The sequence below is a fragment of the Nocardia kruczakiae NBRC 101016 genome (genome assembly GCF_001612965.1).
GTDB classification, from domain to species: Bacteria; Actinomycetota; Actinomycetes; order Mycobacteriales; family Mycobacteriaceae; genus Nocardia; species Nocardia kruczakiae.
The window spans coordinates 52925-66093 of record NZ_BDBL01000006.1 but is presented as its reverse complement, the minus strand read 5'-3'; the positions used below and the strand labels follow the sequence as shown (position 1 = coordinate 66093).

General features: G+C 67.1%; 9 protein-coding genes. 3 read left to right on the top strand and 6 right to left on the bottom strand.

The genetic code is table 11. The features are described 5' to 3' along the window. The 3 genes from NK1_RS06225 to NK1_RS06215 are packed head-to-tail and all read right to left on the bottom strand — an operon-like array spanning position 1 to position 3864. Entirely contained in the window at positions 1-1728 is a 1728-nt protein-coding gene (locus tag NK1_RS06225) for a 3-ketosteroid-delta-1-dehydrogenase (protein WP_245660366.1), read from the bottom strand. Further along, positions 1725-2630 carry a VOC family protein gene (locus tag NK1_RS06220; RefSeq protein ID WP_063007756.1) on the bottom strand — a complete coding sequence of 302 codons (906 nt, stop codon included), beginning with the start codon at positions 2628-2630 and terminating at the stop codon, positions 1725-1727. The genes NK1_RS06225 and NK1_RS06220 overlap by 4 nt, the downstream gene beginning before the upstream one ends. A gap of 49 nt (positions 2631-2679) precedes the next feature. Further along, entirely contained in the window at positions 2680-3864 is a 1185-nt protein-coding gene (locus tag NK1_RS06215) for an acyl-CoA dehydrogenase family protein (protein ID WP_063007614.1), read from the bottom strand. Between the two features lie 226 nt (positions 3865-4090). On the opposite strand from NK1_RS06215, the gene NK1_RS06210 reads away from it, so the two are divergent. The 3 genes from NK1_RS06210 (at position 4091) to NK1_RS06200 (ending at position 11088) form a co-directional block, all read left to right on the top strand. Beyond that, the gene (locus NK1_RS06210; RefSeq protein WP_063007613.1) at positions 4091-7777 is read left to right on the top strand and encodes an NACHT domain-containing protein; all 3687 of its coding nucleotides are present in this window, start codon (positions 4091-4093) and stop codon (positions 7775-7777) included. Positions 7778-8100: 323 nt separating this feature from the next. Further along, the gene (locus tag NK1_RS06205) at positions 8101-9765 is read left to right on the top strand and encodes a phospholipase D-like domain-containing protein (protein WP_063007612.1); all 1665 of its coding nucleotides are present in this window, start codon (positions 8101-8103) and stop codon (positions 9763-9765) included. A gap of 228 nt (positions 9766-9993) precedes the next feature. Further along, positions 9994-11088, top strand: coding sequence for a TIGR03857 family LLM class F420-dependent oxidoreductase (locus NK1_RS06200; protein ID WP_084460626.1), 1095 nt, complete (start codon positions 9994-9996; stop codon positions 11086-11088). Positions 11089-11192: 104 nt separating this feature from the next. Here NK1_RS06200 and NK1_RS06195 read toward each other — a convergent pair whose 3' ends face one another. The 3 genes from NK1_RS06195 to NK1_RS06185 all read right to left on the bottom strand — a co-directional run bounded on the left by NK1_RS06195 (position 11193) and on the right by NK1_RS06185 (position 13160). Beyond that, a complete protein-coding gene (locus NK1_RS06195) occupies positions 11193-11927 on the bottom strand; it encodes an SDR family oxidoreductase (RefSeq protein WP_063007610.1) in 735 nt (244 codons plus the stop codon). 232 nt (positions 11928-12159) lie between these two features. Next, a complete protein-coding gene (locus NK1_RS06190) occupies positions 12160-12786 on the bottom strand; it encodes a TetR/AcrR family transcriptional regulator (protein ID WP_063007609.1) in 627 nt (208 codons plus the stop codon). Beyond that, positions 12783-13160, bottom strand: coding sequence for a hypothetical protein (locus tag NK1_RS06185; RefSeq protein WP_063007608.1), 378 nt, complete (start codon positions 13158-13160; stop codon positions 12783-12785). The genes NK1_RS06190 and NK1_RS06185 overlap by 4 nt, the downstream gene beginning before the upstream one ends. Between the last annotated feature and the right edge of the window lie 9 nt (positions 13161-13169).

Sequence of the window (13169 nt, the reverse complement as noted above, 5' to 3'; positions counted from 1 at the left end):
CTACCGTCCTTGTGAAGAGAGATGTCCCGCAGCGGTTTTCGCGGCGATGTAGCCGAAGACCAATCCCTGGCCGATGGTGGCGCCCGCGCCCGGATAGGTGTTGCCGAAGGCATTGGCCGCCGTATTGCCGATCGCGTACAGGCCCTCGATGACGCTGCCGTCCTCGCGCAGCACGCGGGCCGAACCGTCCGCGCGCACACCGCCGCACGTTCCGAGGTCCGACAGCACCAGCTTCACCGCGTACAAGGTTCCCTTCCTGCCCAGCGGCCGCAGATTGGGATTCGGACCTATGGTGGGGTCGCCGTAGTAGCGGTCGTAGGCGCTTGCGCCCCTGGCGAATTCGTGGTCGACACCCAGTTCGGCGGAGGCGTTGAAGGTGTCGAAGGTCGCGGCGAAGGCGTCCGCGGGGACACCCATCGCCCGCGCCAGGCTTGCCGGATCGGTGGCCGTCGCCGCGATGCCGTTGTCGTACCAGGGCTGGGGCAACGGCTGCCGCGGGAACAGGCCCGCGGCGAAGATGTAGCTGTTGCGGTAGCGCTGATCGAAGACGAGCCACATCTGCTCCACCGGGTCACCGGCGCGCTCGCGCTCGAGTACCCGCTGACCGAAGGACATGTAGTCCGTTGCCTCGTTGACGAAGCGCCGCCCGCTCTGGTCGACGATGAACGATCCGGGCAGCGCACGCTCGGCCAGCAGCACCGCCGGCTGCCCGCCGGGCAGCGGGGCCACGGCCGGGAACCACCACGCCTGATCCATCAGCCCGATCGCCGCACCGGCCTCCTGCGCCAGGGTGATGGCATCGCCGGTATCGGTGTCGCAGCCGAGGCTCGCATGCTCGACCAGCCTGTCCGACTGGTACTTTCGCCGCATCTCGGTGTCGTGGTCGAATCCACCGGCGGCCAGCACCACGCCGCGCCGGGCGGTGACCTCGGTGCGGACGCCGTCGCGGTCGACCACTGCTCCGGTGACGGCGCCGTCCTCCCCCACCAGCAGGCGCACCAGCGAGGTGTCGGTCCAGATCGGAATTCCGGCGCGAATCGCACCCGCGAACAGGCCCGCCGCGAGCGCCTGCCCACCGGCGATGTACTCGCGTTTGAGCACGAGTCCGCCCACGCCGATCGCCATCGCCTTCATGCCGCGCCACAGCGCCTTGCGCGGGGTGCGCGCGATCAGGTTGAGCCACTTGTAATCCGCGCCGGTCACCGGCATCGGCAGCCCGGAGGCCTCCATCACCCCGGGACGCAGCCGCGACCGGTGCGCACCGAGCCGGGAAGCGTCGAACGGCTTGCACTCGCAGGTGCGTCCCGCCGCCGATCCGCCCGGCAATTCGGGGTGATAGTCGGAGTAGCCGTCGGCCCACATGAATGTCATCGGAGTGGTCCGTGCGAGCATCTCGACGGCGGCGGGCCCGTGTTCGAGAAATGCCGCGCCGCGTTCACGCGGTGCCGAATCACCCACTACCGCTTCGACATACGCCGCGGCGGCGCGGGCATCGTCGGCGGGTTGCCGTTCGCGCAGCAGGAAATTGCCCGGTACCCAGAACGCCCCGCCGGAGCGGGCCGTGGAACCACCGACATATTCCGACTTCTCCACGACCAGGACCGACAATTCCGCCTCGGCGGCGGTGAGCGCGGCGGCCAGACCGGTGCCCGATCCCACGACCAGCAGATCGACTTCGTGCTCGGCTGTGTGGTTTTCGCTGGAGTTCATCGCCGATCGGCCTTTCATGCTTGTTTCATCTGCTTGGCCCACAACCATTCATGGCCCCAATAGCTGTCGGCGGTGATCTCCTCGGCGGTGTAGTAGGACTCGTCGACCGGTTCGCCCGCGGTCCCGTATTCGATATCCCAGCCGCCGGGCACCCCGACGTAGAAGGAGATCATCTTGTCGTTGGTGTGGCGGCCCAGCGTCGAGGAGACCGGGAAATCCCGTGCCATCACCTGATCGAGGGCCTGTCCGACGGCATCGAGCGAATCGACCTCGACCATCACGTGGATCAACCCGGGGTCGCGACCTTCCAGCGCGGGCATGATCGCCAGGCTGTGATGGCGCTGATTCACGCCGAGGAACCTGATGCGCAAAGGACCTGTCCCCGGAGGCGAGGGCATCCGGAATGCGCCGCGGGACAGGAAGCCCAGCGTTTCGGTGTAGAAGGCGTAGGACTCCTCGAAGTTGGCGGTCGGCATCACCACGTGACCGAGTCCCTGTGCGCCGGTGACGAATCGCTGCGCGTATTTGGTGACGACCGGCCTGTGTTCGAGGACCGGTCCGTGGAAGAACTCCAGCGGCGTGCCACCCGGATCGGTCGTGCAGATACCGGCTTCGACCCTGCGGCGGTCGGCCAATTCCTGGGACATGGGCGTGTATTCGTATCCGGCGTCGCGCAATGTCGCTTCCAGCCGGCGCAGCGCCGGGCCGTCGCGCAATTCCCAGCCGACAGCGCTCACCCGGTCGACATCGGCGCGTTCGACGGTGATCCGCGACGGGCGCTCGTCCATGCGGAAATGCAGCGCATCCGTCTCGTCTCCGAATCCCGGTGCGAATCCCAATACGTCGAAGCCCAATTCGCGCCAGCGATCCATATCGGTGGCGAGCACCCGGACATAGCCGAGCCCTCTGATTTCAGTCATGAACAATCGCTTTCAGTCATGAAGTAACTCGCGTTCTGTTCGGGCTCGGTCAGATCATCACGCGCAGGGGACCCTGCGGTACTTCCACACCCAGCGAGGCCATGGCCGCGGCGTGATAGGTCGTGCTGGAGACGTGAATAGCGTGGTGGAGCCCGGCGTGAGCATCGCGCCAGAATCGTTGCAGCGCATTGTCCATGCGCAGCGCGTTGCCGCCGGCGCGGTCGAAGATGTCGTCGGCGGCGCGGACCGCCCGCCATGCCGAGCGGATCTGATCCCGGCGTACTCGGGCACGCATTTCGAAATCGATCTCCTTGCCGGCGTCGACCAGGTCCCAGATGCGGTCGACGTTGGCCAGCAGTTGCTGCCGGGCGGCATCGATCTCGGAGGCGGATTCGCCGAGTGCGTGCAGGACGTAGGGGTCGTCCTTGACCAGAGTTCCGGTGGCCCCCACCCGATTTCGCTGATAGTCGATACCGGCGGCCAGCACGCCCTCACAGATGCCGATCGTCGCCGAGGTGATGCCCAGCGGGAACATGGTCGACCACGGCATCTTGTACAGCGTTTCCGTGACGCCGTATTCCGCGGCCGCGCTCCCGTCGATGACCTTGCCCTGATCCATCACCCGGTAATCGGGGATGAAGGCGTTCTTCACCACGATGTCCTTGCTGCCGGTGCCGCGCAGCCCGACCACATCCCACGAGTCCGCGACGATCTCGTAGTCCGAGCGGGGCAGGATCACATGCAGCGGTTGCGGAGGCATGACCGGTGTACCGTCCGCATTGCCCACCAGGGCGCCCAGGAAGATCCAGTCACAGTGGTCGGTGCCGGAGGAGAACTGCCAGCGCCCGCTCATGACGTATCCGCCATCGGCCGGCACCGCGACGCCGCCGGGCATATACGGCGAGGCCATCCAGGTGTCGGTGTCCTCGCCGAGAACCTCCTCCTGCACCCTCGGATCGGCGAAGGCGAGCTGCCACGGGTGCACGCCGACGATTCCGGCCACCCAGCCCGCGGATCCGTAGAGGCTCGCGGTCTTCATCACCGTCTCGGCGAACTCGCGCGGATGCGACTCGTAGCCGTCGTACTTCTTGCGCTGCAGCATCCGGATGACGCCGGCGTCCTTCAGCCCTTTGGCCATGTCGTCGGGTAACCGGCCCAGCGAATCACCCTCGTCGGCCCCGTTGCGAATCTCCTCGGCGATGCTGTCGATACTGCCGATCACTGTGTTGGACATACGGCCCAGCTTGGCCGCTCGGCCCGCATTTGTGACCTGAGTCTCCTACTCATCGGAACACCGGATCGCGGCCGGGGCCAAGCCGACGAGCCGCTCGATCGATTGAGGTAGCGGACTACTCGTGTGGAACACACGCGGGCGAGGCACGCTGAGCACAGTGCTTCACACCGAGGCGAGCCGCCGGCTCGGACGTACCGGTGGCCTTTCCGAACGAGGGAATGGTGTCGTGGGTACCACGTGGGCGCGCCGACTGCCTGTCGGAATCGCCCTGATCGGAGTTACCGGACTGCTGCTGTGGGTCTGGCTCGCATCCGGGTGGGAAACCATCGGAAAGGTCGCCGGCCTGATCACCGCGGTCATCGGCGTGCTGACCGCGGTGGCGGCACGATGGCCGGGCCAGCGGACCACCATCGATCCCGACGCCGCCGTGGAGGCGCTGGCCGGCGCGGTGCGTGAGCAGTGGCAGGCGGAGGAGAGATTGCGCCGACTGCCCGACCCGCGGCCGCTGCAACTGCACTGGGACACCTGCCGCCGAGACGGGGTGATGGATTACTGGGAAGTGATCCGCGGCGTCGAAGGCTGCGATACCCCGATCGAACTCGGCGGACGGCTCAGCGAGATCGTCGAGGTCTTCGAGCGGATCCCCTCACGGCGGCTGGTCGTGCTCGGTGAGCCCGGATCGGGTAAATCGGTGCTCGCGATGCAGTTCACCCTGACGGCGGTGCGACGCCGAAGCCCCGGCGATCCCGTCCCGGTATTGATGCCCGTCGCGTCGTGGAATCCGGGCGAGGCGAGCCTGGCGGCATGGATGGAAGCGCGGTTGTGCGTGGACTATCCACTGCTCGGCGGCCGCGGCGCCTCGGGATCGACGCTGGCGCACGATCTGATCATCAGCGGCCGGATCTGGCCGGTTCTCGACGGCCTCGACGAAGTCCCCGAAGAGCTGCGTGCCGAGGTGATCACCGCGTTGAATCGCACCCTCACCGTCGGTGACCCGCTCCTGCTGACCAGCCGCTCGGCGGAGTACGAGGCCGCGGTCGACGCTGCCGGGGACGTCGTGACGGCCGCCGCGGTGATCGAATTGACCCCGCTCGGACTCGAGGAGGTCGCGTCCTATCTGCGGGTCACGTCGGCGCCCCGGCGGGGGGTGAACAAGTGGGATCCCGTCCTCACCCATCTCCACGAGAACCCGCAGGATCGCCTGGCCTCGGTATTGACGACACCGCTGATGACATCGCTCGCGCGGGCCGCCTACAGTGACGGACGCGCCGATCCCGGCGAGCTGCTCGACGCCACCGCCTTCGATACCCGGGAAGCAGTCGAGACGCACCTCCTCGACCAGGCGATCCCCGCCGGCTATGCGGGCGAAAGCTCGCCCGCGGGTCGCAACGGCGACGCGGTGCTCGACGCCGAACGCCGGCTGCGGCTCCTCGCCGGTGACCTCGACCGCTGCGGCGATCGCGAATTGGCTTGGTGGAAACGGCATCTCGCGATTCCTTCGCCATTGTTCGCGGCGGTGTCGGGACTCGCGGTCGGGGTACTCGTGATGGCAGTGACGCTCACCGCGGCATGGCCGACCGACACCTTCACATCGACCAGATGGGGGGAGAGTGTCGAGTGGTCCGTTCGGCTGGGATCGCTCGCCGCGGTCGTCGTCGGCTTCTTCACCTTGGCAGACCGGGACCGCGAGAGACCGACATTCCGCCGTCAGGCTGGGCGCTTCACCATGGTGATGGCGCTCGGTTCGGTCGCCGCGCTCGCCGTCGGCGGGCTGAGCTACCGGGCTTGGATCGACACGAGCTATCGGTCCGATATTGCCGACAGCGCAGTCGATACCGCGCAATACGTCGCGGAGAGCTTCTTGCTCATCGCCCTGGTCGTCGGTTTTCTGCGCGTACCCCCGACACCGTCGCCCACCGCCGTCCTCCGAGAATCACCTCGAATCGCCGATACGGCTGCCGGACGCTTCCGGGCGTGGATCGGGCCGATCGCGGGCACAGCGGCCGTGGTCGGGATCGTTTTCGGCCTGGTCCATGCAATCGGCGCGTCGGCTGCGGGTGTTGTGGTACGGCACGAGTCCGTGCGGGACGGAGTTCTCGACGTGCCGAACGAGTGGCTGACGGTGGGACCGATCGCCGGGCTCTGCTCGGCACTCGGCGTGCAGCTCGGCCGTCGCATTCTGCGGCCGGTTTTCGCAGCCGGCGCCGAACGGACGACGACGGGCCAGCCGCGGATTCTGGCAGCGGTCACGGTCACCGTGGTCGGGGTAGTCGTCGGCGCGTTCCTGCTACCGATCGTGAGAGAAATGCTCGGTGGTGGAAAGGCAGTGTGGGAACCCGCACTGCGCGCCGCGAAGGACGGTATCCGGCTCGGCATCGGCCCTGTGGTCATCCTCGCATTCCTGCCATGGGAAACCCGGCCGATGAGCCTGCAACTGCGGCTACGGGGCAGGCTTCTGCGTTTACTCATCGTTTCCGCCATCGCCGCGACAGTGGGAGCGGCGACGCTCTGGTTCGCGGCAGACCTTCCCGATGCCGGACAGAAGGCACGAGACTGCGTGCTCGTCGGTCCGCCGTTCGGCCTCGCCGTCGGAATACTCGCCGTCGCGCTGGATCGGCCGGTCACGCTGGACCGGCCGATGGGACCACTGGCATCGCTACGCCTGGATCGACGAGCGGCCGTCATCTACAGCCTCGCCTATGCGGTCGCCGCCGGCGCGGCCACCTGGCTCCACGCCGCGATCAGCTCGACCACCGCGCTCGGCGCCCAGGACATCGGCGTCTTCGCCGTCGCGTTCTTCGTGATCTCGTATTTCCTGACGGCCTCCGGCCGGCACACGATCACATCCGTCTGGTTGTGGCTGGCCGGGCGAATGCCGTTGCGGGACATGGAATTCTATCGCACCGCTCATCGCCGCGGGGTGCTCCGGCAAGTCGGCAGCGTCTACCAATTCCGGCATGCCCTGTTGCAGGATCGGCTCGCCGCCGGCGCGCGACGGCCGTTCCGGCGCAGTCGCGCGCACGCGGCGCTCGTCCTCGCCGCCGCCGCGGCGCTGGCCCTTTCGTCTGTCGGCGCGCTCGTGCACCACGCGTACGAACACCGGGAGCGGCTTGCGCGGAGCAATGCGGCCGCACTCCCCTTCGACGACGTTTCCCTACCCCTCGGTGTCGCCGTCGACCACGCCGGAACCCTGTACGTGGCCGGCACGAGATTCGGGAGGAGCGCCGACCACGTCGACGACACCTCCGCCCTCGGCCGGTTGTGGCGATGGGAGAAGGGTGCGCCGAGACCGTCGATGCTCCCTCTCACCGACCTCGGACTGACCTTCACACTGGCGGTCGACCGAGCGAACAACCTCTACGTCGCCGACCGCGACAACCATCACGTTCTCGTACTGGGTCCTCGATCGACCGTCCCGGTCACATTGCCGTTCTCCGAATTGGTGGCGCCCATCGGCCTGGACGTCAGCGAATCGGGTGATGTCTATGTTTCCGACAACGGCACCGGTGTGGTCTGGAAGCTGCCGGTCGGGTCGACGACCGCAATCGCCCTTCCGTTCCCGAAACTCGACCATGTCACCGCTGTCGCGATCGACTCCGCGGGCACCGTGTACGCCAACGAAGCGGGCCGCAATCGCGTATTGAAATTGACCATCGGATCGACCGCCCCGACGGCGCTGCCGTTCGACGGCCTCGACAAACCGAGCGGGATCGCCGTCGACTCGGAAGACACCCTCTATGTCTGCGACTGGAGCGGCCAAGTGATGAAACTTCGCGCCGGATCGGCCGCGCCCGAGATGGTGCACATGACCGGACTCGAGCGGCCGCAGTCCATCGCCGTCGACGATGCGCACAACCTGTACGTCACGAACCCCTACGACAACCGCGTGCTCGAACTACCTGCGCCTCGATGAATGAATAGTCGTGGGCCGGCCATTCGATGCGGCGCACCATTTCTATTGTGGCGCGCGAAAGCTGTCGCAATCTCGGGTAGCACACTACCCGCTTTCAACTGGGGGTGTAAGCAGAAGTCGAGTATGCACGACCCTCCCAGAACAATGCGGCAACCATTAGAATTCAAGGGCACCATACCTTTTGGATCGCCAGGCCATCCGGTTTTCCGGGAATTTCCAGCCGCGATGGGGCCGGGTTCACCCACCCCCTGCCGGCTGTCCCCCCCGGGGTCGACTACGTTTATCCGCTCGCCCTGGTAATCCTTTTCCGAAGGGCGAAAAACATGTTGGTACGCATTCATCACAATGGCGACGACGCACTGGTCGCATGGAAACCCGACGGGTTCATTCCCGGGTGCCGCGGTTTCGCGCTCCTGCGGCGACGTAACGGCATCGAAGAGGTCGTCAGCACCTGGGTCGGCTTCACCGACGACCAGGCCACCGCCGGCGAACGTCGCGCGTCCACGAACTGGCCGATTCAGAAATATCAATGGACCGACTACATGGCCGATCCGGGCGACAGGGTGGCATATCGAGTCCTGCCGATGGTCGGGGACGACAAAGCCAACCTGCGCCCCGACCCGGACGCGGCGAGCGCCTGGACCGACGAGATCACCCTGACGCATATGGCATCGCCCGATATCGAGGCGGTCTTCAACCGCGGAATCGTTGCCGCACAATGGGTCTCACGCCGATTGGGGGTCACCGGCCACGAACTGCAGAACGCGAAACTGGAAACCGTGCTCGAGACCACCGGCGATCCACTCCGGAACTACCTCGCCGGACCACTGGGCACGCGGTTGTTCACGCTGCTCGACAAGGCCGCCGGGGACGGATCCGATGTATACGCGGCGCTATACGAACTCGACGATCCTCAGCTGGAAGCCGCCCTGGCCGAGCTGGGCGAGCACGCGCACGTCGTCCTGGCGAACGGGAGCGTGAAGAAGAAGGGGGACGATCAGAACGCCGAGGCGCGCGGCAAACTGCGTGGACGGATCGACCTGCACGATCGAATGTGTTCGCCGCGCGCTCTGGGACACAACAAGTTCCTGGTCGTCTGCGACCAGGAATCCACACCGCGATGGGTGTGGACCGGCAGCCAGAATTGGACCATGACCGGGTTGTGCACTCAGGCCAACAACTCGCTTCTGATCGAGGACCCGGACCTCGCCGCGCAATATCGGCACCAGTGGGACCTGCTCGAGCAGGCGGGCGACGCCACACCGGCGAGCCTGCGTACCGACAACAGCACACCCCGGGACGAGACGGTGGATCCGGCCCGGGTGCGACTGTGGTTCACCCCGACCGTCGGACAGGTCGACCTCGACGACGCACGCACGCTCATCACGGGCGCGGAGACCGGCATCCTCTTCCTGATGTTCAATCCGGGACCGAAGGACACCCTGCTCAACACGATTCTCGACACCGCTCGCGCGGGACGACCCGACGACCGGCGTCTCTATATTCGCGGCGTCCTCAATCAGGACCCGAGCACCACGGCCAACCCGGTGCACCTGTTCGATCAGGACAACACCGAGAAGGCCGACTTCGACGTCGTCCTTCCCGCGGCCATCGACGCACCGACCATGTTCTTCCGCGAAGAATTGAAGAAGCTGGACCGAGCATTCGCGATGGTGCACAGCAAGGTCATCGTGATCGACCCCTTCGGGGCCGACCCCGTCGTGCTCACCGGGTCGCACAACCTGGGCCCGAAAGCCAGCGGGACCAACGACGAGAACCTGCTCCTCATTCGCGATACGCCGGGTCTGGCCGACGCGTACGCGACCAACATCATGTCCGTCTACAACCAGTACCGGTGGCGCTTCCGCCGACACCTGCAACCACCGAATCTGCGATGGCAGGGTCTGGTCGACAGCGACTCCTGGCAGAGCTGGTACCTGAAGCCCGACAGCCCTCAGGTCCGCGAGATCGACTTCTGGGTCGCATAGCCGGCGCAGAGCGCTAACGGCGGGTTGACACATGGCAAGACACGTGTCTATTTTCGGTGGGTCCGCAGCCACCGCGCGGGCGGATGCCGCAGATGAGCAACCATGACGCCGGACCCGAGGCGCTCGGCGTCTTTCGAGAGAGGCATCGACCAAAGCCCGGACACGAACGAACACCTCGCTCAGCTCGATCACCGCGGGAGTGGCCGGGAACGAGAGAGGGACTCGCAGATGACCGATCCATCCGCCGGCAGCGGTCGAGGAGGGCAGCTCGAACCCCCTGTGCCCGAACCGCTTTCGGAGCTCGGGTTCTATCTGCTCGCCGGGGCGGGCGGCGAGGGGCCCGCAACGCTGGTCCAGGAAGCCCGCCGAGGCGAGGAACTCGGCCTGGGCACCGCGTTCATCTCAGAACGATGGAATATCAAGGAGGCGTCCTCGCTGACGGGCGCGGCATGCGCCGTGACCACCCGTATGCGGATCGCCACGGCGGCCACCAACCACAACACCCGCCACCCGCTCATCACCGGCTCGTGGGCGACCACCATGCATCGGCTCTCGGGTGGCCGCTTCACCCTCGGCATCGGCCGCGGCATCGGCGCGCTCTACGCCGGCTTCGGCATTCCCGCGGTGACGACCGCGCAGCTGGAGGATTTCGCCGCCGTGATGCGACGCCTGTGGCGCGGGGAAGCCGTCATCGGTCACGACGGGCCGATCGGACGATACCCGGTCCTCTTCCTGGACAGCGACTTTCGCGAGAACATTCCGCTGGGACTGGTCGCCTTCGGCCCTCGTACCCTCGAGCTCGGCGGGCGCGTCTTCGACGACGTCATCTTGCATACCTACTTCCCGCCCCCCACCCTGCGACGGTGCGTCGCCACGGTGAAAACGGCTGCCGAACGAGCCGGTCGCGACCCCGGCACCGTGCGGGTGTGGTCCTGCCTGGCCACCGTCGGCGACCACCTCCCCGAGGAACTGCGGCTGAAGAAGACCGTCGCACGCCTCGCGACCTACCTCCAGGGCTACGGCGACCTCCTGATCCGCACGAACGACTGGGATCCCGCTGTGCTGCAACGCTTTCGCGACGACCCTGTCGTGCAATCGATCGGCGGCGGAATCGATAGCAAGGCCACCACCGCCCAGATCGAACACATCGCCGGCCTGATCCCCGACGAGTGGCTCGCCTCCGCCGCCACCGGCACACCCGAGCAGTGCGCCCGGCGCATCCGCGACGAATTCGGTGACGGCGCAGACCGGGTCATCCTGCACGGCGCCACGCCGGACGAACTCGCACCGATCCTCGCCGCCTACCGCGCCGGCCGGACATGAGAGCAACCCGCAGGTCCGAGGCCGCTCAGAACCGCCTTTCGCGCATGATCATTTCGGCGTACTGGGAATCACCCGCCGATCTTTCGCCCGGCAGGCGCACTCGGTCAGTGTGAGCGCAGCCAGTCGCGGTAGTGGGTGGCGGCCAGGTAGGCGCCGGGGGGCGCTGTCAGCTCGTCGCCTTCGACCGCGGCGAACAGGCCCGCGGTGTTGTCGGTGACGACGTGGCGGTGGTCACCGGTGGCTTCCAGTGTGAGGCGGCCGAGTTCGTCGAGGGTGAAGACATCGGGGCCGGCGATGTTGCGAATGCCCTGCAGCGGTGAGCCGGTGGCCACCGCCGCGACCTCGGCGGCGACCTCCGCGGAGCTGATGGGCTGGATCGGGGTGGCGGGCAGGTGTATCGCGTCGCCGTCGGTGGTCGCGTCCATCGTCGGCGCGATGAACTCCATGAACTGGGTGGCGCGCACGATCGAATACGGGATCGGGCCCGCCTCGACCAGGTTCTCCTGCAGGGTCTTCGCCCGGTAGTAGGCAAGGGCGGGCACCCGGTCGACGCCGACGATGGACAGCGTCACGAGGTGCCCGACCCCGGCCGCCTCCGCGGCGGCCAGCAGGTTGGTCACCGTGGTGCGGAAGAAGTCGAGGGACGCGTCGTCGAAGGTCGGCGAATTGGTCACGTTCACGACGACCTCGGCGCCGCCCAGCGCCTCGTCGAGGCCCTGCCCCGTGAGCAGGTCGAGACCGGTCGAGCGGGAGTGCCCGGTCGCCTCGTTTCCCGCAGCGGTGAGACGCTCGATGACCTGGGAGCCGATCAGTCCGGTGCCGATGACGGAGACTTTCATGAATGCTCCTACGGTTGGGTGTTCGAACTCGGAGGCCCGGATCACCTGTGCCACAGGTGTCAGGGCGTAGCGCCCGCCTCGGCCGATGGAGCGTCACCGTCGTGGCGGCGTCGTAGTTCAGCGCAGCAATCGTATCGGCGCGCGGTCGCCGGCCGGGTCGATGCGCCGAGAGGGTTTCGACGGCGCTGCCGAGTTGCTGCCGTCTCGTGATCCGACGAGCAATGCGACCGGCTCATCGTTTCCGCGTCGGGGTGATCCCGGCCAGGAGTACGTCGGCGACGTGGTCGGCGTAGGTGAGGGGGTCGATGTCCGGGTTCGTGTCGAGAAATTCGAGCATGCTGTCGACCATCCCCTGGTAGGTCACCGCCAGCAGGTGCGGATCGAGATCCGCGCGCAGCTGCCCCCGTTCCTGTCCGCGCCGCAGGAGTGTGGCCTGCCGGGCATACAGGGCGCTGTACTCGCGGTCGCGGAGCGCGGCACCGCCGCCGAACGCGCCCAGATTGAGCACGATCTGGCGAATCGTTCGCAGCTCGGCGCCATGCGTCGCGGGCAGTTGGGCCGCGCGCCGAATCGCCGCTCGCAGCAGATCGCCGACATCGGCGTCGAGGTCGATATCGGCCGCTACGTCCGCTTCGAGCGAGGTGAACGCACGCCGGGCGGCGTGTGCCATCAGATCGTCGAAGTCGGTGAAGTAGTGCCACAGCAAGCCTTTCGACACCCCGGCGGCGCGTGCGATCGCGTCGGCGGTGGCCGCGGCGAGCCCGTCACGTCCGACGATCTCGATCGCGGCGGTCTCCAACTGGAGGCGGCGGGCCTCGGCGGTGAGCCGTTGCCGGGCACGCTGATTCGCGGCCGTCATATCCGCTCGCGAACGACCAGGACGATGATCAGCGCCATCAGCACGGCGATGCCGAACATCTCCACTCGCATCCACCCGGGGACGAAATGCGGCAGCAGCGCTTCGATGACATTCACCAGCAACAGCGCGGCCGCGATCACGCCGACGGCGCGCAGCGCCGCGACACTGCCACGACGTGCCGACCGGAACCGCAGCGGCAACAGCACCGCGAATGCCGCCACGATCACCGCGTGCCCCCACGCCTCGCGCGGCGCCTCGCGCGGAGACGTCAGCGACAGAATCGCCAGGGCGGCAACGGTCGCGACCGCAGTCACGAGATAGGCCCACACCAGCATGCCGAGACGATCGGGCTCGATCGACGTCTTATTGACCATGCAGTCAAC

Bases quoted from the DNA above. Each gene is read 5' to 3' on its own strand.
- NK1_RS06225 (WP_245660366.1), bottom strand. From the start codon at position 1,728: ATGAAAGGCCGATCGGCGATGAACTCCAGCGAAAACCACACAGCCGAG.
- NK1_RS06220 (WP_063007756.1), bottom strand. From the start codon at position 2,630: ATGACTGAAATCAGAGGGCTCGGCTATGTCCGGGTGCTCGCCACCGAT.
- NK1_RS06215 (WP_063007614.1), bottom strand. From the start codon at position 3,864: ATGTCCAACACAGTGATCGGCAGTATCGACAGCATCGCCGAGGAGATT.
- NK1_RS06205 (WP_063007612.1), top strand. From the start codon at position 8,101: ATGTTGGTACGCATTCATCACAATGGCGACGACGCACTGGTCGCATGG.
- NK1_RS06200 (WP_084460626.1), top strand. From the start codon at position 9,994: ATGACCGATCCATCCGCCGGCAGCGGTCGAGGAGGGCAGCTCGAACCC.
- NK1_RS06195 (WP_063007610.1), bottom strand. From the start codon at position 11,927: ATGAAAGTCTCCGTCATCGGCACCGGACTGATCGGCTCCCAGGTCATC.
- NK1_RS06190 (WP_063007609.1), bottom strand. From the start codon at position 12,786: ATGACGGCCGCGAATCAGCGTGCCCGGCAACGGCTCACCGCCGAGGCC.
- NK1_RS06185 (WP_063007608.1), bottom strand. From the start codon at position 13,160: ATGGTCAATAAGACGTCGATCGAGCCCGATCGTCTCGGCATGCTGGTG.